Annotated in this window: 25 protein-coding genes; 13 read left to right on the forward strand and 12 right to left on the reverse strand. The window is 30.3% G+C overall.

The genetic code is table 11. The features are described from left to right. Positions 1-13: 13 nt before the first annotated feature. The 10 genes from H3Z83_RS08325 to H3Z83_RS08370 form a co-directional block, all read right to left on the reverse strand. A complete protein-coding gene (locus H3Z83_RS08325; RefSeq protein WP_182125020.1) occupies positions 14-520 on the reverse strand; it encodes a hypothetical protein in 507 nt (168 codons plus the stop codon). A 161-nt stretch (positions 521-681) separates the two neighbouring features. Beyond that, a complete protein-coding gene (locus H3Z83_RS08330) occupies positions 682-978 on the reverse strand; it encodes a hypothetical protein (RefSeq protein ID WP_182125021.1) in 297 nt (98 codons plus the stop codon). Next, positions 975-1373, reverse strand: a complete 399-nt coding sequence (locus H3Z83_RS08335; RefSeq protein WP_182125022.1) for a hypothetical protein — start codon at positions 1371-1373, stop codon at positions 975-977. The genes H3Z83_RS08330 and H3Z83_RS08335 overlap by 4 nt, the downstream gene beginning before the upstream one ends. Before the next feature lie 160 nt (positions 1374-1533). Beyond that, on the reverse strand, positions 1534-2052 hold the full coding sequence (locus H3Z83_RS08340) for a hypothetical protein (protein WP_182125023.1): 519 nt from the start codon (positions 2050-2052) through the stop codon (positions 1534-1536). Between the two features lie 114 nt (positions 2053-2166). After that, positions 2167-3114: an XdhC family protein gene (locus tag H3Z83_RS08345; protein ID WP_182125024.1), complete on the reverse strand. Its 948-nt coding sequence runs from the start codon at positions 3112-3114 to the stop codon at positions 2167-2169. Continuing rightward, entirely contained in the window at positions 3111-3485 is a 375-nt protein-coding gene (locus H3Z83_RS08350; protein WP_220455456.1) for a hypothetical protein, read from the reverse strand. The genes H3Z83_RS08345 and H3Z83_RS08350 overlap by 4 nt, the downstream gene beginning before the upstream one ends. Before the next feature lie 119 nt (positions 3486-3604). After that, positions 3605-4477 (reverse strand): peptidoglycan DD-metalloendopeptidase family protein, encoded by an 873-nt coding sequence (locus H3Z83_RS08355; RefSeq protein ID WP_182125025.1) that lies wholly within the window; start codon positions 4475-4477, stop codon positions 3605-3607. A gap of 106 nt (positions 4478-4583) precedes the next feature. Next, positions 4584-6842: a xanthine dehydrogenase molybdopterin binding subunit gene (locus H3Z83_RS08360; protein WP_220455457.1), complete on the reverse strand. Its 2259-nt coding sequence runs from the start codon at positions 6840-6842 to the stop codon at positions 4584-4586. Continuing rightward, a complete protein-coding gene (locus H3Z83_RS08365; RefSeq protein WP_182125026.1) occupies positions 6839-8239 on the reverse strand; it encodes an FAD binding domain-containing protein in 1401 nt (466 codons plus the stop codon). Before H3Z83_RS08365 ends, H3Z83_RS08360 begins: the two co-directional genes overlap by 4 nt. A gap of 101 nt (positions 8240-8340) precedes the next feature. After that, positions 8341-8961, reverse strand: a complete 621-nt coding sequence (locus tag H3Z83_RS08370; RefSeq protein ID WP_182125027.1) for a class I SAM-dependent methyltransferase — start codon at positions 8959-8961, stop codon at positions 8341-8343. 131 nt (positions 8962-9092) lie between these two features. Between H3Z83_RS08370 and H3Z83_RS08375 the strand changes: the two genes are divergently transcribed. The 4 genes from H3Z83_RS08375 (at position 9093) to H3Z83_RS08390 (ending at position 12731) form a co-directional block, all read left to right on the forward strand. Then, positions 9093-9893, forward strand: a complete 801-nt coding sequence (locus H3Z83_RS08375; RefSeq protein ID WP_182125028.1) for an SDR family oxidoreductase — start codon at positions 9093-9095, stop codon at positions 9891-9893. A gap of 66 nt (positions 9894-9959) precedes the next feature. Continuing rightward, entirely contained in the window at positions 9960-10613 is a 654-nt protein-coding gene (gene fsa / locus H3Z83_RS08380; protein ID WP_182125029.1) for a fructose-6-phosphate aldolase, read from the forward strand. Positions 10614-10678: 65 nt separating this feature from the next. Beyond that, positions 10679-12316: a 2-succinyl-5-enolpyruvyl-6-hydroxy-3-cyclohexene-1-carboxylic-acid synthase gene (gene menD / locus H3Z83_RS08385; RefSeq protein ID WP_182125030.1), complete on the forward strand. Its 1638-nt coding sequence runs from the start codon at positions 10679-10681 to the stop codon at positions 12314-12316. 1 nt (position 12317) lies between these two features. Continuing rightward, entirely contained in the window at positions 12318-12731 is a 414-nt protein-coding gene (locus H3Z83_RS08390; RefSeq protein WP_182125031.1) for a S1 RNA-binding domain-containing protein, read from the forward strand. Between the two features lie 49 nt (positions 12732-12780). Here the strand turns inward: H3Z83_RS08390 and H3Z83_RS08395 are convergent, their stop codons facing one another. Next, on the reverse strand, positions 12781-14004 hold the full coding sequence (locus H3Z83_RS08395; protein WP_182125032.1) for an alpha/beta hydrolase: 1224 nt from the start codon (positions 14002-14004) through the stop codon (positions 12781-12783). A 94-nt stretch (positions 14005-14098) separates the two neighbouring features. Here H3Z83_RS08395 and H3Z83_RS08400 point away from each other — a divergent pair, with 94 nt between their 5' ends. The 9 genes from H3Z83_RS08400 to H3Z83_RS08440 all read left to right on the forward strand — a co-directional run bounded on the left by H3Z83_RS08400 (position 14099) and on the right by H3Z83_RS08440 (position 22102). Continuing rightward, positions 14099-14938, forward strand: coding sequence for a 1,4-dihydroxy-2-naphthoyl-CoA synthase (locus H3Z83_RS08400; protein ID WP_182125033.1), 840 nt, complete (start codon positions 14099-14101; stop codon positions 14936-14938). Positions 14939-15034: 96 nt separating this feature from the next. Next, positions 15035-15643, forward strand: a complete 609-nt coding sequence (locus H3Z83_RS08405; protein ID WP_182125034.1) for a fumarylacetoacetate hydrolase family protein — start codon at positions 15035-15037, stop codon at positions 15641-15643. Between the two features lie 41 nt (positions 15644-15684). Further along, on the forward strand, positions 15685-16938 hold the full coding sequence (locus H3Z83_RS08410) for a competence/damage-inducible protein A (protein WP_182125035.1): 1254 nt from the start codon (positions 15685-15687) through the stop codon (positions 16936-16938). Positions 16939-17013: 75 nt separating this feature from the next. Further along, on the forward strand, positions 17014-17253 hold the full coding sequence (gene rpmB / locus H3Z83_RS08415; RefSeq protein ID WP_182125036.1) for a 50S ribosomal protein L28: 240 nt from the start codon (positions 17014-17016) through the stop codon (positions 17251-17253). 27 nt (positions 17254-17280) lie between these two features. Next, positions 17281-17463, forward strand: coding sequence for a 50S ribosomal protein L33 (rpmG, locus tag H3Z83_RS08420; RefSeq protein ID WP_182125037.1), 183 nt, complete (start codon positions 17281-17283; stop codon positions 17461-17463). Positions 17464-17501: 38 nt separating this feature from the next. Beyond that, the gene (locus tag H3Z83_RS08425; RefSeq protein WP_182125038.1) at positions 17502-17654 is read left to right on the forward strand and encodes a DUF4295 domain-containing protein; all 153 of its coding nucleotides are present in this window, start codon (positions 17502-17504) and stop codon (positions 17652-17654) included. 182 nt (positions 17655-17836) lie between these two features. After that, positions 17837-18790, forward strand: a complete 954-nt coding sequence (gene ftsY / locus H3Z83_RS08430) for a signal recognition particle-docking protein FtsY (protein WP_182125039.1) — start codon at positions 17837-17839, stop codon at positions 18788-18790. A gap of 93 nt (positions 18791-18883) precedes the next feature. Continuing rightward, complete coding sequence (locus H3Z83_RS08435; protein ID WP_182125040.1) at positions 18884-20473, forward strand: amidase family protein; 1590 nt, start codon at positions 18884-18886, stop codon at positions 20471-20473. 117 nt (positions 20474-20590) lie between these two features. Further along, complete coding sequence (locus H3Z83_RS08440) at positions 20591-22102, forward strand: DUF6770 family protein (RefSeq protein ID WP_182125041.1); 1512 nt, start codon at positions 20591-20593, stop codon at positions 22100-22102. Positions 22103-22138: 36 nt separating this feature from the next. Here the strand turns inward: H3Z83_RS08440 and H3Z83_RS08445 are convergent, their stop codons facing one another. Next, a complete protein-coding gene (locus tag H3Z83_RS08445; protein WP_182125042.1) occupies positions 22139-23443 on the reverse strand; it encodes a M48 family metalloprotease in 1305 nt (434 codons plus the stop codon). Between the last annotated feature and the right edge of the window lie 78 nt (positions 23444-23521).

The raw sequence follows: 23521 nt of genomic DNA on the forward strand, positions 1-23521 counted from the left end.
TGCCAACAGTTATTTATTCCGTTACCATTTCTTTTTCAACCATTTTTTTCAATTCGTTTTTCAAATCCTCATAAACAATTCCATTTTTTGGATTATTTGATTGATATATTATGAAGTCCGATTTTACACTATTTCTTTTGTTTTTGAATGCCACTTCATATTTTTTGTTACTAACTTCATATTCAAAAAGATGAATATAAAATGATGATTCACGATTAGGTTTAATTCTCTCACTCATTTCAAGTTTTCCACGAGTAATTATTCCGTTTGAGAGAATGTCTATAATCCTTTGTTTTTTATATTCCCATTGTATTAATGTTCCGATAAAAATTAATTGAAACACAATAGCAATTCCTTTCCAGAAGAAACCTTCGGTAATTAAAAACTTTGGTTGAGAATTAAATAAATCATAATCTATTACTAAGAAAATTATTCCAACAATTATTAGAAGATAGTTATTTCTGTTTAGAATTTTTGCGATTTTGGTTTTATCAGTTAATCGTATTTTTCCTGTTTTCAATATTTTGGTTTTAATTGTTGGCAACGGTTTTGTGTATGGTTAGTTGCGTGTTTCAGTAGCTAATTTAGTAAACAAAAACGAACGCGAGAAAATTCCGAAGGAATTTTCCAAATAAGCACTTGCCAAAGCAATTAATTATACACGTTGTTGTACGCTGGCTTTTATTTTTTCGATTCTCTATATTGATATTTCTCCTCAACAAAAACTAAAAAGTGTGACATTCCCAAAATATCATTATTCCCTTTAATTTTTGTAATTAAATACCATTTTTGGTCGTCTACTATTTGCGGATTTTTCCAATCAATTTCTATGTAATTTGGTTGAACTTTCTGAACATTTTCAATAGTTAATTCGCTTTCAAGATTGTCCATCCATGTTATTGTATCATTATAGTAATCTTTACAACTTGTTAGTGTTAGTAAGAAGATTAGAATAATTGAAAATTTATTAAAACTCATAGACTTTTAATTAAATCGTTTTGCAGAAATTCAAATTCCGGTTTTTTCCAAAAAGACAAGTTAAATAGTCCTGTTGTACTGTCCTCTTTCCAAATTCCGTTTTCATTCGATTCTACAGTCCATTTTATTGGTCTGTTTCCTTTTTTGGTCAACTTTAAGCGACAATCTTTAGAAAGTCCGAACGCAAAGCAATTCAGCGCATCATTTTCATCATCAAATTCCTCGTGCCAAAAGTCAAACGCAACAGTGAAATTCCCATTTCCATTATCAGTCAGAGATACTGAAAATCCGTTTTCGCTTTTAGGGTTCACAGTTATTGATTCCGTATTTAATTCATATTCCGCTTCTGGATATTTCTTCAATCGGTTTACTATTTCGTTTATCGTTTTGCTCATTTTTCAGCTTGCGTACAACGGTTTCGTATAAGAATAGTTGCGGGTTTACGTGCGAGGATTTTCCGAAGGAAAATCAGACGTAGTAAACTTGCAACGACCTTTGGTTAAGCCTAAAATAGCAATTATTTTTATACTGTGTTGTGAGCTGGCTTTTCACTTTCTATTTATTATACATTAATTCCGAAATCTGTTTTCCAGCTTTATTAAATACTTTTGCTTTAGTGATATTAATTCTTTCGTTTTTAGTGACGTAAATAATGATGTCATTTTCAAAATCAATAAACATATAAGTTGGTTCTTTCAGTTCCTTAATTGTTAGAATAGAATCCGAAATACTTGTCAATTCGGCTATTCCATTTTTATCAAATTCCTTTTTCCAATTTATTAATTGCGAATAAGAATATTCAATCTTATTATCAGCAATCTTTTTGATGTAAATTCCGTTAATTTTAGTCTCTCCTCTATCAGTTTTTCCACCGCCAGTATAAAGAGTTCTTTTTCCGATTTCTAATTGGTCAAATCTTAAAATACTATCGATTGCTTGTTTTGTCTTTTTAGGGTTTTCTTGCTTAACATTTTGGAATGAATAATTTTCAGATATTGAAGATTTCTTTTCCGGTTTAGATGTCCAAGAACATCCGAAAAGTGTAATTCCAAATATCAACAGTAGTATTTTCATAGGTTTGTTCAGCTTGCTCACAACTGGTTATATACAATCAAATATATTGGATTTTGGTTATATATTTCGGGATAACACAACTTTTTTGTTGTCTTTAACGTTTGCGCTTAAATGCTATTTTCTGTTCTTAATTTGAATTAATTGTGCAGCAATACTCACTGCAATTTCTTCGGGAGTTTCACTTTTTATTGAGAGTCCAATAGGTGCATTTACTCTGTTTAATTCTTCTTGTGTAAAGCCTTCTTTTAATAAAACTTTCCACATGGTTTGTAGTTTAGCTTTACTACCTAATACTCCAATAAATTTATAGTTGTTTTTTAGTAGTTTACTTAATACTAATTTATCATCAGTGTATTTATTAGTCATAATAGCAACATAACTAGAATTCGCTTCAGTAATATAATTGCTAATACTATTATAATCGATTACTTGTTTCTGGTGTGCAAAATTATTACCCTCTAATGTGTTTAGGTTTTCTCTGTTGTCAAAAACAACTACATAAAAACCTAGTTTTACAAAAAGTTCTGAAACGGCTACTCCGACATGTCCGCCACCTATAATATAAAGCGTTTCTTTAATCCCGATATGTTCTTCGAAAAACCAATCTTTAGTAGAATTAATTGTATATTCAAACTGACTATCTATAATCTTATGCGAAAAATAAAATGAGTTTGGAGTTAAACTTAATGTACCTTTTTCTCCGTTTTGTATGCAGGAAAGAATATTTTCAATGACAGAAATATGATTAGAGTCTAAACAATGAAAAGCTACGGTTTGTTCTCCAGAGCAAATCATTCCTGAGCCTTCTTTGATATTTCCTTTATGAATCTGTTTTTTTATATATGTTGGTTGGTTTTCTTCTTGTAATAACTGTTGAGCTTCTTCTACCAAAGAAAACTCCATAACACCGCCGCCAACAGATCCAAAGATAAATCCGTCTTGAGCGACTAGCATTTTAAAACCTTTTCGCCCGGGAGAACTACCAAAGTTTTCTATTACTGTCAAGACATATACTTTTTGACTGTCTTGTAATTTATCTAGTATGTGTTGCCAAAAAATCATTGAAAAATAGTTTCACTTAATGCGTAATAAATTGCCATTAAAGCAGAGAAAATAGCACTTGCCATAAACCGCCAATCTAAACGTATTTTATTTTGAATTATATAATTAGCAATAAACGAAATAGGGATGTTTGCTAAGAAAGACCAAAGTGCGATAATCATTAAATTACTGTTAATCTGTTCATAATTCCCAGAAAACAGTTTGATAAAAGCTAAATGTCTAAAAATCCATAACGGATTAAAATATGCAATAGCTAAACCAGTTTTTGCTAATGTTTTTTTAATTCCGTTTATATTGCTTGTTTTTCTATCGATCCAAGCAAAGTAATTCGGAATTTCAAAAGCATAAATTGTTGCGCCAACGAGTATCATTCCGAGTAATCTATAGATAGAAAACTCGTTTAATAATAAAGCAGCAATAGTATCTCCAGCACTATAAATTAATGCGCCGCGAATTATATTTTGTTTGGTGTACTGTAGTAGTTTAATGTTTACTTATTTTGAATTAAATCTCCTTTAGTTGGAGAGTAATTAGTTCTTTCCTCATTGTTTACTAAAACTTTGTCAAAGTAACATTTAACTCCATCAGCACTGTTTATACTTTCTATATTTTGAATGTGAAAATGCAAGTGAGGGTAGTAAGACCTACCAGAGTTACCAACTTGAGCTATAATTTTTCCTTTGTTAATTATATCTCCTGATTTTACTTTAATTGAATTCTTTTTCAAATTTCCAAAAAATAAAAACTCATTATTTTTAGTTTTCAATATGATGGAGTTTCCAGCATAATAATAACGGTTGATATGACCTGGTTGATTGTCTTTAATGCCATCTATAACTGATATGACTTCACCGTCAACAGGGGCTAATACATTTTTCCCAAAGGAATAATAGTTTTCATTTTTAGACCTTTTTCCGTTGTAAGCCTTTTTATTTTCATCAATTAAAACAAAGTCAAACCCTTTTTTTTGAGGGTTGATACTATAGTGATTGTTCTCTTTTTTAGAATCTCCTCCTTGTGTCACATACCAAATCCCTTCATCAAAAGGTAAAGTTATTTTTGATATATTTTTTTCTAAATAAGGATTGTCTCTATAAACCAAACCTCCTAGTTTATTTAGAATTTGATTATCTGGATATAATTTAAATCGCTGATTTCCTTTTTCAAAATTAACATTAAACCTTACAGAGTTATTGGCGGTTTCAATATAGGTGAAGTGATTTATTTTTCCATATTCATCTTTCATTTTAATTAAAAGAGAGTCCCATTTTTTTCTAGAAACATTTTTTTGATATCTAGAGGTAAAACGATTGTATATTTTGCCATATTGCTGTTTGTTGTAACTGTCCTCAAAATGAATCATAAATTCATTGGCTCTAATTTTTTTACTTTGGGAGTAGGATTGAAGGCTGAAAATTAATAGACCTACAATTAGAATTACATTTTTTCTCATAACATGTTATTGATTACTATTCATATAATCCCATCAACACTTTTTCAGGTGTAAAAGGTGCATGAAATTTTAATTTATAATTCGGATTAAACTCTTTAACAGCTTGTTGAATGGCAAAATAAGTTCCAATTCCGTACATTAAAGGAGGCTCGCCAACGGCTTTCGATTTTAAAATAGCTAATTCATTTCCATCAGTTTCTAACGGAATTGTTTCTACTGTTTTTGGAGATGAAAAAATATCAGGAACTTTATAGGTAGATAAAGCATTTGATAATAATCTTCCTTCTTTACTGTAAGCTATTTCTTCCATTGTCATCCAACCAATTCCTTGCGCTAAAGCTCCTTCAACTTGACCAATATCAATTCCTAAATTCATGGTTTTACCAAAATCGTGTACAATTTTAACGTTATCAATTTCGTAGTTTCCACGAATACAATCTACAGTAACTGTTGTAATTGCTGTACCGTACACATGATATGCAAACGGATGTCCTTTTTCTTTGGTCTTATCAAAATGAATGATTGGAGTAGCGTAATGCGCATTTTCAGATAAAGCAACTCGCTGTAACATTGCTTGTGCAATTAATTCTTCCCAAGAAAGAGACGATTTTTTACCATCAATAAAAACAAAATCTTCTTGAAAAGAAATGTTATTTTCTTCAGTTGATAGCATTTCTGTTGCAACTTTAGTTAATCTTTCAATTAACGAATTACATGCCATTTCTACGGCTTTTCCATTTAAATCGGCAGTTGAGCTAGCTGCAGTAGGAGAGGTATTAGCAACACGAGTAGTATTAGTGGTTTCTAACTTTACTTTGTTTGGAGAAACACCTAAAATTTGTTGCGCAACTTGCAACATTTTAGTGTTTACACTTTGTCCCATTTCAACAGCCCCTGTAGAAACCCCCACACTTCCGTCTTGATAGATGTGAATCAATGCACGTGCATGATTCATAGGTGTATTTGTAAATGAAATTCCGAATGCAATTGGCATTAAAGAAATTCCTTTTTTAAAGTGCTTATTTTTTTGATTAAAACTTTCTACCTCTTGGTCTAGTTTTTCAAATTCAAACTTTTCTTTAGCTGAGAACCATGCTTTTTTAGCTTGTACTTCAGTGGCTATTTGCCCGTAAGAAAACTCATCATATTCCGCTAGTAAATTCGCTTCTTGAATTTTGCTTCTATTCACGCCAATTTTATCAGCAGCAGCAGCAATAGCACTTTCTATTACAAACATTCCTTGTGGTCCACCAAAACCACGAAAGGCGGTGTTAGGAGGTAAATTTGTTTTACAGCTATATACCGTAGTACTTACATTTGGAATAAAATAACTGTTGGTTGCATGAAACAATGTTCGTTCTGCAATGGCAGGAGATAAATCGGCTGCTGCACCTGAGTTTTGTAAAAACTCTACTTCAAAGGCTTTTATTTTTAAATCTTTGGTTAAACCGATTTTATAGAATGATGAATATGGATGACGTTTTCCTGTCATGCGTAAATCATCGTGACGGTTTAGCATGTATTTTACAGGACGATTTAAATGTTGTACAGCTACTGCTGCCATTACTGCCCAAGGAGTTGCTTGATCTTCTTTTCCACCAAAACCACCACCTAAGCGAATTACATCTACTTCAATTTTGTGCATTGGAATACCTAGTACTTTGGCTGCTATTTTTTGTACAGCTGTAGGTCCTTGGGTAGATGATATTAATTTGATGTTTCCATTTTCTTGTGGAATGGCATAACATCCTTGTGTTTCTAAATATAAATGTTCTTGTCCGTTAGAAAAAGTTTCTCCTTCGTATACATAATCACAATCTGCAAATGTGTTTTCTGAATCTCCTAATTTGAAAGAACGTGGTGCATTGATAAAACTTTCTTTTGCTTTTGCTTCCTTGGCAGTTGTAATTACTGGAAGCTCTTCAATGTCTATGGTAATTAATGCTCTTGCTTTTTTAGCAATAGCTTCGCTTTTGGCAACGATAAACGCAATGGGTTGTCCCCAAAAATGTACTTCATCTTCTGCCCAAAGTGGTTCGTCAGGAATAATTCCTCCAATTTGATTTTCACCTAAAACATCTTTATAGGTAAATATTTTTACAACTCCTTCTAAAGCTTCTGCTTTAGAATAGTCTACCGATTTTATTTTCCCGTGTGCTTTTGGTGAATCGAAACACAATCCGATTAAAGCATCTTGACGTAACATTAAATCGTCTACAAATAACGATTCTCCTCTAACGTGTGTACAACTATCTATATTCTTCATCGTTTTCATAGGGTAATCATTTTATCAAGTTCTACATCATTTGGAAATAGTTTAAGAAAATGAGCAAAGAACAATTGTCTTGCTAACAATCTTTTATAATCAGATGTTCCTCTTACATCACTTATTGGTGAAATTTCAGATTGCATTATTTTTTCTGCTAAATGAATGGTTTCAGAAACAATTAATTCGCCTTTTAAAAACTCATTAGTTTTATATAAATATTTAGGAATTGCAGCTACACCACCTAATGAGATATGTGCTTCAGAAATAGTTCCGTTTTCAACAGAAATTAATCCAGCTGAATTTACGCTAGCAATATCTAAATGTGTTCGTTTACTTACTTTTTCGAAATTGAAGTGCTGATTAGCCTGCGGAACTTTAAAAGAAATTTCTTTTAATATTTCATCTTCTTGTAAGTCGTAAACTTTATAATTTTGATGGAATTCCTGAAAAGGAATTTGACGCTCGCTACCAACTTCTTTTTGAATTGTTAAAGTTGAATTTAACGCTAAAAAGAAAATTGACATATCTCCAATAGGAGAGGCGTTTACAAAGTTTCCACCAATAGTTCCCATATTTCTAATTTGTTCAGAAGAAACCAGTTTTAAAAATTGTTTTAGCTTTGGGAATAAGGTTTGTAGTTTCTTATTGTCGGCAATTTCAGTAACTGTGGTATTAGCACCTAATGTGCAAATTCCTTCTGAAAATGAAATTCCTTTTAAAGCAGTTTTGTCAACTAATAAATGTACATCTTCTTCTGCCATTTTATCAGCATAACGTACATATATATCTGTTCCGTTAGCGACTTTAGTTCCAGTTTTTTCAAAAACCTTAGGTTGTAACTCTTTTAATTTATTTGGGATAGTCTCAAAGTAATTTGGAATAAACCCTTCTTTAATTAACCATTCTATTTTATGATTATCGTCTTTTTGCTGTAGTTTTTCTTCAATTTCAAAACCTGCTTTTTCAATCGATTTATATCCTGTACATCTACAGATGTTACCGCTAATAGCATCATTGCAAGTAGTAGAATTATTACTTTCTAAAGCATAACCAGTCATAGAAACCACAAACCCTGGAGTACAAAAACCACATTGAGTTGCGTAATTATCGGTCATTGCTTTTTGAACGGTATTTAATTCTTTAGGTAAGTTAATTCCTTCAACGGTAACAATATGTTTTCCGTTGGCATTTCCTAAAGGAGAAATACAAGAAGTTATGGTTTGATAGATGACATTGTCTCCATTTGAAGTTCCAACTAAAACGGTACAAGCACCGCAATCGCCTTCGCGACATCCAATTTTTGTTCCTTTTAATTGTTGATATTCTCGAATAAAATCGAGTAAAGTAACGCCTGTGTTTGCAGATGTTTTGATAATCTGATTGTTAAGTATAAATTGTATCATATGCAGAGGGCAAGATACGAAAATGTTACGAGTTTGAATGTAGTCTTAGGTATTGGTTGTTTGCGTACTGACTTATAAAATAATTGTTTTTTACTCAGTTGCTAGCTTTTTCTTAAAGCGATAAATCGATTAGTTAAACTGACTATTTCTAATTTGTGTTTTTGTGCTATATATTCAAATGTTTCTTTTCGATAGATAAAAACATGAGTAGGGTCCTTTCGATAAAACCATGAATTGAAATCAATTTGCTCATTGTATAGCATTGTCATGACAAGTAGTACTCCGTTATTTTTTAGTAAGGATATAAGTCTGATAATTTCTTCTTTGGGATTGTAAAAGTGTTCAAATACTTCACAACTAACAATATAATCGTATGTGCTTTTTAGTACATCTTCATTAGGAACAAAAAAAGGATCGTACTGTGTTATATTATAGCTTTGTTTTTGGAGCATGCTAGAAATAACTGGTCCAGTTCCACAACCAAAATCTAAACCTTTGTGTTTTGATGTGAATTCTTGTATCACATAGTTTGTAATAGGAGACGTAAAGTTTTGGTAACCTATATCATCTACATTGTTGTTATGAGATTCATATCTTGTTTTTTCTTTATCTGCGGATAGGTAATAAATTTTATTTTTTACTATTGCTTTGCAAGTATCGCATTCGTAATAATATTCATCTTTTTTATTAGTAAGTTTCGAGTCGCAAAGGGTACAATTCATTTTAATTTTTTTAAGAAACTATTTTTGATAATGCAGAATGAGCTATGTCAATAGAGTTAGTTGCTAATATAAGTTTTTAAAGTGTTTTTTTATTGCTGTTAACTTTAGGATATTTGCTTAAAATTAAATTAATGTCAAAAATTGTTTTTATAACAGGAGCCTCTTCAGGAATAGGGAAATCAATCGCTTTGTATTTACACGATAGAGGATATGTTGTTTATGGTACAAGTAGAAACCCAGATAAGATAGACGTTCCTTTTTCAATGGTTGCTTTAGATGTTACGAAAGAAGAAACGATACAGAAAGCAATTGCTGAAGTAGCTGAAAAGGAGGGAAGGATAGATGTGTTGATTAATAATGCAGGTAAAGGAATTACTGGTCCGATAGAAGATACGCCAACTGATGAAATGCGAGAGAACTTTAACACCAACTTCTTTGGTGTAATTGATGTTGTTAAAGCTGTTTTACCACAAATGCGTGATCAAAAATCAGGGTTAATAATTAACACAACTTCTATTGCAGGTTATATGGGATTGCCGTTTAGAGGAATTTATTCAGCGAGTAAAGGAGCTTTAGAGTTGGTGACAGAAGCGCTAAGTATGGAGGTGAAAAGCTTCGGGATTAAAGTTGTAAATGTTGCGCCAGGAGATTTTGCAACCAATATTGCTTCGGGTAGATATCATACCCCAGTATATGAAAATTCTGCCTATAAAGAAAAGTATGCAGAGAATTTAGCATTGATGGATTCGCATGTGGATTCAGGTAAAGATCCTATTGTTATGGCAGAGGCAATTCATAAAATTATCGAAAATAAAAACCCTAAAATTCATTATAAAGTAGGGGCTTTTATGGAGAAGTTTTCAATTGTTTTAAAACGAGTTTTACCCGATAAAATGTACGAAAAACTATTAATGAATCATTATAAGTTGTAAATTCGCAACGTTTTAGAAAACCTAGTTTTCAAATTAATATAGACCACAATTTTTAAATTTAGATAGATGAAATTTTTTATTGATACAGCTAACTTAGATCAGATTAGAGAAGCACAAGCTTTAGGTATTTTAGATGGAGTAACTACAAATCCGTCTTTAATGGCTAAAGAAGGAATTACAGGAGAAGAAAACATTATCAATCATTACAAAGCGATTTGTGATATTGTTGATGGAGATGTTTCTGCTGAAGTTATTTCAACTGATTTTGAAGGAATGGTAAAAGAAGGTGAAGCGTTAGCTGCTTTAAATCCGCAAATCGTGGTAAAATTACCAATGATTAAAGATGGTGTTAAAGCATGTAAATATTTCTCTGATAAAGGAATAAAAACAAATGTAACTTTAGTGTTTTCTCCAGGGCAAGCATTATTAGCTGCAAAAGCAGGAGCAACATATGTATCTCCGTTCATTGGTCGTTTAGATGATGTTTCTACAGATGGTTTAAATTTAATCGAAGAGATTCGTTTAATTTTTGATAACTATATGTTCGAAACTCAAATCTTAGCTGCATCTGTTCGTCATACAATGCATATTATAGATTGTGCTAAATTAGGATCTGATGTAATGACAGGACCTTTAAGTGCTATCGAAGGTTTATTAAAACACCCATTAACTGATATTGGTTTAGCTAAGTTTTTAGCAGATTATAAAAAAGGAAACTAACCAACACAATTGGTTAAAGTATATTGTCATTCCCGCGAAAGCGGGAATCTCATTTTTAAAAGTTTATGTTCCCAAAAAAAGAACTCGCACAATTAGTAATTTCGGCTTGTAATCAATATAATATTGATACGGTTGTTATTTCTCCAGGATCACGTAATGCTCCGTTAACTATTGGGTTTTCAAATCATCCGAGTATAGAAACATTGAGTGTAGTTGATGAGCGTTGTGCTGCTTTTTTTGCAATGGGAATTGCACAGCAAAAACAAAAGCCAGTAGCAATTGTTTGTTCATCTGGTTCTGCATTGTTGAATTATTACCCGGCTATTGCTGAGGCTTTTTATAGCAATATTCCGTTAGTTGTAATTTCTGCAGATAGACCAAAACATTTAATTGATATTGGAGATGGACAAACCATTCGTCAAGAAAATGTGTTTGAAAATCATATTTTATATTCAGCTAATTTAGTTGAGGGTGAATTTGAGAAAAACAAAGAGTTACTATGTGAATCTTTGCAAATAGCAATTCATAAAAAAGGACCAGTACATGTTAATGTTCCGTTTGATGAACCTCTATATGAGGCAGTTGATGAGTTAAAGGAGTTTAATTTTTCTGTTTCTGATGAAAGCAAAGAGGAGCAATCTGTTAATTATGATAAACTGAAATCTATTTGGAGTTCTTCTTTAAAAAAAATGATTTTAGTTGGAAGCAATTATCCTGATAATGAATTACAGGGTATATTAAATGAAATTGTAAAGGATGAATCTGTTTTAGTTTTAACAGAGACTACTTCAAATTTATACAATCCAAAATTTATCAATAGTATTGATAAGTTGATTTTTCCTTTAAGTGATATTGATTTTGAAAAATTACAACCTGAAGTTTTATTGACTTTAGGAGGAATGGTAATTTCTAAGAAAATAAAACAGTTTTTACGAAAGTATGAACCAAAACATCATTGGCATGTTGATGAATTAAAAGCAATGGATACCTATCATTGTTTGTCAGAGTTTATTAAAGAAAAGCCAAGTGAGTTTTTAAAAGAATTAGTAGGAGGAAAAGAAAGTGATTATCAGAAACTCTGGTTAACTAAAAAAGATGAAAGAGTAATAAAACATAATGAGTATTTAGCTAATGTTGAATATTCAGATTTAAAAGTTTTTGAAACTATTTTAAACAAGGTACCTAACGAGTCTCAAGTTCAAATAAGTAATAGTTCAACGATTCGTTATTCTCAGTTGTTCGATTTAAATCCATCATTAAAGGTGTTTTGTAATCGAGGAACGAGTGGAATTGATGGAAGTACAAGTACAGCTATTGGAGCGGCTTATGTAAATGATAATTCAACTACTTTTATTACTGGGGATTTAAGTTTTTTTTACGATAGTAATGCTTTGTGGAATGCAAATATTCCTAAGAATTTTAGAATAATTATTTTAAATAATGCTGGTGGCGGAATTTTTAGATTCATTCCTGGTCCATCAACAACAAATGCAACAGATTATTTTGAAACCCCTCATAGTTTAACTGCTGAACACTTAGCAAAAATGTATGGGTTTGATTATGTTGCTGTTTCAAATTTAAAAGAGTTAAAAAAAGGGTTGAGTAATTTTTATTCAGTATCAAATCAACCAAAAATAATGGAGGTTTTTACTCCAAAAGAAATAAATGACGTAGTTTTAAAGAACTATTTTAAAAACTTATAAAATGGAATTACAAGAAGGAGATCAGGTAGATTTAGTAATAGGTCATCAAACAAATTTAGGATATACAGTTTTAATTAATGAAGAGTTTGAGGCTTTACTATACAATAGTGACATTTTTAAAGATATAGAAGAAGGTTCTAGAACAATCGGTTATGTAAAGAAAGTAAGAGAAGACGGGAAGATAGATGTTTCTTTACGTCCTCAAGGTTTTAGAAATGTAATAGATGAGGATGCAAATACTGTGCTTCGAAAATTAGAAGAAAAAGGATTTTTAATGCTTACAGATAAAAGTTCTCCAGAATCAATTAAGTTTCGATTACAGATGAGTAAAAAAGCATTTAAAAGAGCTATTGGTAATTTGTATAAAGAAAAGATAATCGAGTTACAAGAAGATAGAATAGTTTTAATAAAATAAAAAAAAGTCGCTACTTATTAAGTAGCGACTTTTTTTTATAGAAGAGAATTTATTGTTTGTCTTCCTCTTCGTTTTCTTCATCCTCTATAATTTCTTCTTTAGGTTGACTACCTTTTAAGTCATTTACTCGTTTTATATTTTCGTAAAAAGCATTACTGTTAGGATCAGAAGGATCCATTTTACCATAAGCTGCTTTATAGTAAAAGTCAGCTTTTTCGTAGTCTTTACCTAACTCGTAATATTTACCAACATAAAAATCACCGATATGAGACTCTGGGTATTTAATCATTACAAAATCACCTAATACTCTTAAGTAATCTCCGTCTTGTTGGTCTATTACAATTCCTTCAATAGCAAAAATATCATCTAAACGAACATTTAGATTAGAACCGTATAAATACTGAATGTCTAAGTATTTTTGTTCTACATATTTAATAGCTTGTAAAGGTTCTAGGTCTTTAACATTGGCTTCAAACTCTTGTTTTGTGATCTTAGAATATAAAGCAAACATTTTAGCAAAAGCTCTTGGAATCGTTTCTCCAATAATTGACAAATAATTAGGAGCATTTTCGAATTTATCGAATGTAATGTTTAAATTTTTTGCGTCAAAAGAAGATAGGTAGGTTCCTATTTCGTTAAATCGATTGCCTTGTTTTTCGCTAATGTATTTTTTACTATTACTAGCGTAGATAAAATAAGTGTTATCTATAGAACCTAATCTGCCTAATGAGTAAGACTCTATCATACTTCCACTAAATTGAGTAAAGTCAGGAGTAATACAAATAAAAGAATTGAAGACAGGTTCAGTATCTTTTAAATAATAGGTACTAAAGTTGGCAGCTTTACCTTCACCAACTATCGTCATAAAAGGAGAAGTCTTATAGCTTCCTTCCATATAAGGAATTAAATCTTTTTTTATAAAGTTATAAAACTTAGTAGCACTACTGGTAAGTGCATTGTTTTTTGGAATGATTGAAACGTCTTTCGCATACGTGTCTTTCATGTTTATACCAACCACAATTTGTTTAGGAGCTTTATCTACATTGGCATACAGTTTTGCGTTTCCAACATACATATCAAAAAGATATTGATCACCTAAAATGATTGCTAGTGGATAACTTGCGGTTTCATCTTTTTCATAACCTTCAGGAATATAGATTTTAACTTGTCTTTCTTCATTTAATTCTTTAGAATCAATATTCTCAACAATTATTTTTTGAGAAAAAAGACTAGTACTAATTAGTAATGCAAATAAAAAATATAGTTGTTTCATAAGGGATCATGTTATATCGTTCAAATATAAAAAAGAAAAATAAAGTTATTATGTTATTTTTGCTGTACTTAATTAACGACAATATTTTAAAATTATGATACAACCTCAATGGAAAGTTGCCAAAGAGTACGAAGATATTACATATAAGAAGTCGCATAACGTGGCTAGAATAGCATTTAACCGACCAAATGTTCGTAATGCATTTCGTCCACATACAACATCAGAATTGTTAGATGCTTTTCAAGATGCGCATGAGGATACAAATATCGGAGTTGTATTATTATCTGCCGAAGGACCTTCTACTAAAGATGGTGTTTGGAGTTTTTGTTCAGGAGGAGACCAGAACGCTCGTGGTCACCAAGGATATGTTGGTAAAGATGGATATCATCGCTTAAATATATTAGAGGTACAACGATTAATTCGTTTTATGCCAAAGGCAGTTATTTGTGTTGTTCCAGGATGGGCAGTAGGTGGCGGACATAGCTTGCATGTTACTTGCGATTTAACATTAGCAAGTAAAGAGCATGCTATTTTTAAGCAAACAGATGCAGATGTAACGTCGTTTGATGCAGGATATGGTTCTGCTTATTTAGCAAAAATGGTTGGTCAGAAAAAAGCAAGAGAGATTTTCTTTTTAGGAAGAAATTACTCAGCGCAAGAAGCATATGAAATGGGAATGGTAAACGCTGTAGTTCCTCATGATAAATTAGAGCAAACCGCTTTTGATTGGGCACAAGAGATTTTAGAAAAATCTCCTACTTCTATTAAAATGTTAAAGTTCGCAATGAATTTAACGGATGACGGTATGGTTGGTCAGCAAGTATTTGCAGGTGAAGTTACTCGTTTAGCATATATGACAGATGAAGCTAAAGAAGGGCGAGATGCTTTCTTAGAAAAACGCAAGCCTAACTTCCCAAAAACATGGATACCATAAAATTAAATTAATTTAGTCATTACGAGGAAGAATAACGAAGTAATCTCATTTTAAAGATTGCTTCATTTTGTTCGCAATGACGTTTTGTTTTATAGAATGAAGATAATTTGTATTGGGCGTAATTACGTTAAGCATATAGAAGAATTAGCAAATGAAAAGCCAGAGAGTCCTGTTGTTTTTTTAAAGCCAGATTCATCAATTCTACCTAAAAAAATGCCTTTTTTTATCCCACCTTTTTCTGATGATGTTCATTATGAAGTTGAGGTGTTAGTAAAGATAAATAAGGTGGGTAAGCATATCTCACCAAAGTTTGCACACAAATATTACGACACGATTGGTTTAGGAATCGATTTTACAGCGCGTGATGTGCAAGCAAAATGTAAAGAAAAAGGATTGCCATGGGAAAAAGCAAAAGCTTTTGATGGTAGTGCTATTATTGGCGAGTTTTATCCAAAAGAAGATTTTGATTTAGAAAATTTATCTTTCCAATTACATAAAAATGAAGAAGTAGTTCAAGATGGCAATACCTCTGGGATGTTATGGAAGATTGATGAGTTAATTAGTTATGTTTCTCAGTATTTCACCTTAAAAAAAGGAGATGTTATTTTTACAGGAACACCAGCAGGAGTTGGTAAAGTAGAAGAGAATGATGTTTTAACTGGGGTAATTAACGGAAGACAATCATTTCAAATAAAAGTAAAATAAAAGAATCCCGCTTAAGCGGGATTCTTTTTTAAAACAAATGCATGAAAGCAGAAATCATAACTATAGGAGATGAAATTCTTATCGGGCAAATTGTCGATACGAATTCCCAATGGATAGGTCAAGAATTAAATAAAATAGGAGTATCAGTTTATCAGATTTCTTCAATTCAAGATGAAAAGCAACATGTTTTAAATGCTTTAAAAGAAGCGGAAAGTAGAGCCGATGTTGTTATTGTTACTGGAGGTTTAGGCCCAACAAAAGATGATATTACTAAAAAAACAATTGCAGAGTATTTTAACGATAATTCACTTATTGAATATCCTGAAGTAATAGAACATATTAAAGGTTTATTTAAAAAGATAAATCACCCATTTAAAGAAGTTCAAAGATATCAAGCACAGTTGCCATCTAAAGCGACTTTGTTGATGAATCGTTTTGGTACAGCTCCAGGAATGTGGTTTAATGAAAATGATACTGTTTTTGTTTCTTTGCCAGGTGTACCTTATGAAATGAAAGGATTGATGACAAATGAAGTGTTACCAAGAATCAAAAAAGAGTTCAAGCTACCTTTTTTACTTCATAAAACAATTATGACAGTAGGTGTTGGCGAAAGTGTAATTGCTGAAAGAATAGCCGATTGGGAGAGCAACTTACCCGAGCATATAAAATTAGCTTACTTACCGTCTTTTGGTAAAGTGCGTTTACGTTTATCTGCGAAAGGAGTTGATAAAGAAATTTTAGAAAAAGAGGTTTCAGATGAAGTAACGGTATTGAATTCATTAATTTCTGATGTTATTGTTGGCTATGAAGAGGATGCTTCTCTAGAGAAAAGAGTAGGAGAATTGTTAAAACAGAAAGGAAGGACATTATCAACTGCTGAAAGTTTAACAGGCGGAAAAATAGCTGCATCAATAGTGTCTGTAGCTGGGTCATCAGCATATTATAAAGGAAGCTTTATACCTTACACGGCTGAGTTAAAAGAACAATTATTAGGTGTCTCGAAAGAGGTAATTAAAAATAATACAGTTGTTAGTGCAGAAGTGGCGAAAGAAATGGCAGTTGGTTGCTTAGAAAAACTAAATACCGATTATGTAATAGCTGTAACAGGAAATGCAGGTCCTACCACCGATCATAACGATAAAAGTGTAGGCTTAGTTTATATTGCTATAGCATCGAAAAATGAGGTAAAAGTGCATGAGTTTAACTTTGGCCAACCAAGAGAAAAAGTAATAAACAGAACGGTTACAAAGGCATTGGAATTGTTAAGTGAAAATATTTTAAAAATTAACGATTAATATTTTGTTTAATTCTGTTAAAAGTTCGTATATTTGCACCTCGTTTAGAAATAACACTATAAAACTGTCAAGAAGATGTCTAGAGTTTGTGAATTAACAGGAAAAAAAGCAATGGTTGGAAACAATGTTTCTCACGCCATGAATAGAACCAAAAGAAAGTTTAACGCTAATTTAATGACTAAGCGTTTCTTTATACCAGAAGAAGATAAATGGGTTACCTTAAAAGTATCTGCTTCTGCATTAAAAAATATTAATAAAAAAGGAATCTCTGCTGTAATTAAAGAAGCAAGAGAAAACGGTTTCTTAACGAAATAATTCCTTACTAGATAAAATTTTAGAGAGATGGCAAAAAAAGGAAACAGAGTTCAGGTAATTTTAGAATGTACTGAGCATAAAGGAACTGGTAAACCAGGAACTTCACGTTATATCACAACTAAGAACAAAAAGAACACTCCTGATAGAATGGAATTAAAGAAATTTAATCCAATCTTAAAGAAGATGACAGTTCATAAAGAAATTAAATAATTAAAAGTTTTTTATAAAACTTTATAACCTATAGGAACATGGCAAAGAAATCAGTAGCATCGTTACAAACAGGAGCAAAGAGATTAACTAAAGCTATCAAGATGGTAAAATCTCCAAAAACAGGAGCTTACACATTCGTTGAAGCTATTATGGATCCTAAACAAGTAAACGATTTTATCGCAAAAAACTAATACTTGTATACAGTTTAAATTAAAGCTACTTTCTCATACGAAAGTAGCTTTTTTTATGCGTTAAAAAACTGTATTTTTGAACATTACTATTTTATGAAATAGTAATTGAATAATGACAATTTGACTATATAATAAGTTTGGTATAGTTTTTAACCTATACAAAACGATTATAAAATTTAACGATGAGTTTTTTTAAAAAGATATTTTCGAAAGAGAAAAAAGAAACCTTAGATAAAGGGTTAGAAAAAACAAAAACAAGTTTTTTCTCTAAATTATCGAAAGCAGTTGCTGGTAAAGCAAAGGTTGATGATGATGTTTTAGATAATTTAGAAGAAGTATTAGTATCGTCTGATGTAGGAGTAGAAACTACCCTTAAAATTATTGATAGAATTGAAGAACGTGTTTCTCGTGATAAGTATTTAGGTACCGATGAATTAAATCAAATCTTACGAGAAGAGATTGCTGGTTTATTATCTGAAACTAACACAGGTGATGAAACAGAATTTACAATTCCTGCCGATAAGAAACCATATGTTTTAATGGTGGTTGGAGTAAACGGAGTTGGTAAAACAACAACGATTGGTAAGTTAGCCTCTCAGTTTAAAAAGCAAGGATTAAAAGTTGTGTTAGGTGCAGCAGATACATTTAGGGCTGCTGCAATAGATCAATTACAAGTTTGGGCAGATAGAACAGATGTTCCTATTATTCGTCAAGAAATGGGTTCTGATCCAGCTTCTGTAGCGTATGACTCTGTACAGTCAGGAGTAAATCAAAATGCAGATGTAATTATCATTGATACAGCTGGTCGTTTACATAATAAAGTTAACTTGATGAATGAGTTAACTAAGATTAAACGTGTAATGCAAAAAGTAATTCCGAATGCTCCACATGATGTACTGTTGGTGTTAGATGGTTCTACTGGGCAAAATGCCTTTGAGCAAGCAAAACAATTTACCAAAGCAACAGAAGTAACTTCACTAGCAGTTACCAAATTAGACGGTACAGCAAAAGGAGGAGTTGTAATTGGTATTTCAGATCAATTTCAGATTCCTGTAAAATATATCGGAGTTGGAGAAGGAATAGATGATTTACAAGTATTTAATAAACATGAGTTTGTAGATAGTTTCTTTAAATAAAAAAATAGATATATAATAAGAAAAACTCCTTTCATAATTGAAAGGAGTTTTTCGTTTTTAAAAGGATTATATTTGATTTTCAAATAATTAAAGATGAAGAAAATATACTTATTATTAGTCATAATTATAGTACTTATTTCTTGTAAGGAAGAAAAAAAGGAAAATGTACGAATGCAATTTAAACTTATAAATTCTAAGTTTCAAAATATAGATGATGTTTTCAAACCATTTGAAAGTAGCCTGTCTAACTTTTCAGAAGAAGAATATAATACACTTAAAGCTATAGTTTTAGAACAAGATATTCCTTCACTTCAAAAAATGATTAAGGAAGGGGATTTAACCTATGAAAAACTAACATTATTCTATTTGTTTAGAATGAGAAAAATAGAAACGAATTCAGAGTTTTCATTAAATAGCATCATAGCGTTAAATCTAAATGTATTGGAGGAGGCTAAAGAGAAAGATTTGAATAAAGAGAATGTATCTGAGTTTTCTGTTTATGGAATGCCGATTCTTTTAAAAGATAATATAAATACGAATAATATGCCTACAACTGCAGGAGCAATAGCTTTGGCAAATAACAGAAAAACTGAAGACGCTTTTATTGTTCAAAAGTTAAAAGAAAATGGAGCTTTAATTTTAGGAAAGGTAAATTTAAGTGAATGGGCATATTTCTTCTGTTTAGATTGTCCGTTAGGGTATTCAGCAGTAGGAGGACAAACATTAAATCCATATGGAAGAAAAGTATTTGAGACCGGAGGAAGTTCTGCAGGAAGTGGTGTGGCAGTAGCTGCAAATTTTGCTGTCGCCGCTTTAGGAACAGAAACCGCAGGTTCTATAACTTCTCCATCTAGTAAAAATTCAGTAGTAGGGTTGAAACCAACAATAGGAGTGTTAAGTAGAACTGGAATTGTTCCAATTTCTAGTACCTTAGATACACCAGGTCCTATGACAAAAAATGTAATTGACAATGCTATTTTGTATAATGCAATGCTCGGTGTTGATAGCACTGATGTAGTTTCTATAAAAACAGAATTGTTAAGTTTAGATTTTGGAAACAAACTGGTCAATGCTAGTTTAAAAGGAAAGAAGTTTGGGGTTTTAAAGTCTCTTATGGAAAACAAAATTTATAAAGAATCAGTAGAGAAAATAAAAACAGCAGGAGCAGAAGTTGTAGAAGTTGATCCATCTAGAATTTCATTTGATGGTTTTTTAACTTTGTTGAATATCGATATGAAGCATGATTTGCCTAAATATTTAAAAAACTATTCAGACAAAAATGTAAAGATTGCTTCTGTAGAAGATGTGATTACATTTAATTTAAAAGATTCAATATTAAGAGCTCCATATGGTCAACAGTTATTATATGGTATTATAAAAGATGAAACGACTTTAGAAGAATTTGAAGTTGTAAAAAATAAATTAAATGCAGAAGGGAAAAAGTATTTACAAGCAATAGAAAACCAAAAATTAGATGCAATTTTATCAATTGATAATTTTGATTCTGGTATTGCTGCTGTCGCTAAATATCCGACAATAACAGTTCCAATGGGTTATGAATCGGGAGAACCTAAAAGCTTAACATTTATAGGTAAACCATATTCAGAATCTAATTTATTAAAATTAGCTTATGCTTTTGAACAGTTAACAAAGGTTAGAAAAATGCCTAAAAACTATAATTAAAAAGTATAAAATAAAAACTTCCTTATATTAAGGGGGACTTATTTATAAAATAATTTTATGAGGTTATTTTTTAATAAAAAATAATTTAAAATATATTTACTCCCTAAAATTAAAATCATGAAAAATAAAATTTTATTATTGCTGCTATTTATTTCTGTTTCTATAAATGCACAAATTTCTAGTTTAAGTAATTTAGCTAGCGGTGAACTTGAAATGTTTAGTGCTATTTATGAGCTAGATGGAAGTATTTATGGATATTTTACAATTTATAAATTAGAGGAAATAAGTGAGAAAGAGGAAAGATATGAATATGTCTTGCTAGATAAGAACTTAAATAAAGCAGCAAATGGGGAATTTACTGATATAAAGTATAAAAAATTTAGATCAAAATACTATTACCCAGAGAAAATAGGGGATAATTTAATTATTAGTAAAATGTATTTCTTAGATGCAGGAGCTACGGTTTTTATGCCTTCACCAGAAGAATTTTCTTTTGTATCTCATAGAACTCTTGAAATAAAAACGAATAAAGTATCTACGCCTTTTTATTATAAAAACAATGAAATAGTAATTGGTAGTCGAGCGGAAAAAAAGATTAAGAAAACTGTTAAGAAAGAAAAAAACATAGATTTTCCATTGGTATATAATGATGGTTTCTTTATGTTTGAAAGAGTAAAAGGTAGTAGTAGTAATTTAAAAAAGATGAAAAGTTTAAAAGCTTTTGGTCTAGATAAAAAATTAAAATGGGAATATTTATATAATCTAAATAGCGAAAAAATTAATTATAATTTTGAATTATTAGACGATCAAAGAATTATTTTTAGAACATTTAATAAAACAACTAAGGTTGATAAAATTCATAGTCTAGATGCTAAAACTGGTAAGCCAATTTTTATTTATGAAATAGAAAATAAAAAGTCAGAATATAGTCATAGTTATACTATTGAATCAACAAAAGATAAGATTTATATTGTAGGAAAAATGAGTCCTTATAAGTCTTATGCAGGTTATGATTTTGATAATGCATTAGGTTTTTTTAGAATTGAATTAGATAATAAAGGAAATGAAGTATCTAAAAAATACTTCAAATGGATAGATGCAGTTAATCATATTAAAATAAAGAAAAACGGAAAATTAGATAAAGGTTATAAGTTGGCATCAAGGCAATATTTTGTTTTTGAAGATGGTAGTATGTCAATTCTTGCAGAAAAAGTAAAAAAAATTAAAACCAAAGACTTTGTAGTTTTGAATTTTGATAAGAATTTTAAATTATCAACGATTAAAACTCTTGAAAAGGAGAAAGATAGATATAGTTCTGATTACTTATTCTCACAAAAAATAGAAGATGGTAAAGGAGTGGTGTTCTATTATAAATATTTTACTAATAAAAAAGCTAAAGGAAAGTTACTCTTGATGGGAATACCTCTTTCAGTTAAAATGAATGCTAGAGATTGGACTTTAGGAATTGTAACAATTATTAACGGAGAAATGAACAAAGAAGAAATACCAATGCACTCCGAAGAACATTCTATTATTCCTTATGTTGCTAAAGAAGGGTATATACTTTTAAGAGAGTATAATAAAGATTCTGATTATGATCAAATTAGATTAGAAAAATTAAATTATTAAATAAAAAGGCCAAAGATTTATCTTTGGCCTTTTTATTTATTGATAATAATCAGCAATAATTTTTATTTCTTTTAAATTTAAATTCCATAAAAAACTTAAAAATTGTTGATAGCTTTTATCCTGTTCTTTTGGAATAATCCTATCCACATGTCTATTAAATTGATATTTCTTTTTTGCGTCATATAATTTTTTAAAGTTGTTTCCTAGCCATTTCTTTAAATAAGAGTTTTTAGGGTTTCTCTCTAGTTTATATAATGTAAGGTATATACTTAACCCATATTTCTCCAAATAGCTTAAATTTGCAACGTCTTCTAAAAAAGATTTCTTTTTTAGTGCTTTGAATTTAGAATTATTTATCTGTATTTCTTCATAAAAAAAATCAGCTTTAAATTTCTCTTTTAAATACTTGATTCTGTTTTTTAGCTCTGGATGAGATTTTAAAGAGTCTTTATTAATTTTTTCTTTATAATGATTATAATTGTAGCTATTAAAGTTTTCAATTTTTAACCAATCTTCTTTAAAGGGTTGTTCAGGTAAGTTGAAGAAGGTCTTATAAGTAGATTGTATTAGTTGAATATTAGGAAGTGTATCGAATTTGATTAGAGCAGCTAAAGACTTAGTGAAATCGATATTATTATATTTAGTGTTTTTGTATAGTATAAAACCTAAAGAATCTGCTTCTTGCTCTTGTATTCGATGGAGTTTACTATCTGAGTATAAAATTTTCTTTAAAGCACTAAAAGCTTCAGATTGCTTTTTATATTTGTTTTTTTTAATCTTTTTTACTTGATTTTTACTTTTTTTAGATGTTTCTAGTTTAATCTTATTTAATATGTTTTTTTGAGAGTGCTCCAATAATTGATGGGCAATCTCATGACATAGAACAGAAGTAATTTGTGCTTCATTTTCTAAGTATTTGAATAGCCCCATATGCATTAAAATAAAACCATTTCCCATGCTTAATGCATTAGGAGTATTATGTTTTGTAATGTAAACTTTTAGTTTTTCATTTATTAAAGTAGGGTTGCTTTTTATTACTAAATTTGTGAGAGAATCAATATAAATAGGGAAGTCAGAATTGAATATTAATTTTTTCTTACGAATATTTTTAGTGAAATCTTTATGGATTAAAGAATAGTATTCTTCAATTTTTTTTCTAACTTTTCCTTTATATTTTTTTTTAAGCTGTTTTTTTACTGACTTAAAATCAGAATCAATTTCTTTAATTAATAACTCTCTTTTTTTATAATCTGAAGTATCAATTACTTGATAATTTTGTGAAAATAAAAAAGTAGAAAGAAAACTATAAAATATAATTAAGAGTATTTTCTTTTTCTTCATAAATTTTTTTTGGCAAATGTAATATTTTATTCCAATGAAATAAAACTGTACTTTTGCATCCTAAATTTTTATAGTATA

The sequence above is a fragment of the Tenacibaculum pelagium genome (assembly GCF_014062345.1).
Classification (GTDB): domain Bacteria; phylum Bacteroidota; class Bacteroidia; order Flavobacteriales; family Flavobacteriaceae; genus Polaribacter; species Polaribacter pelagius.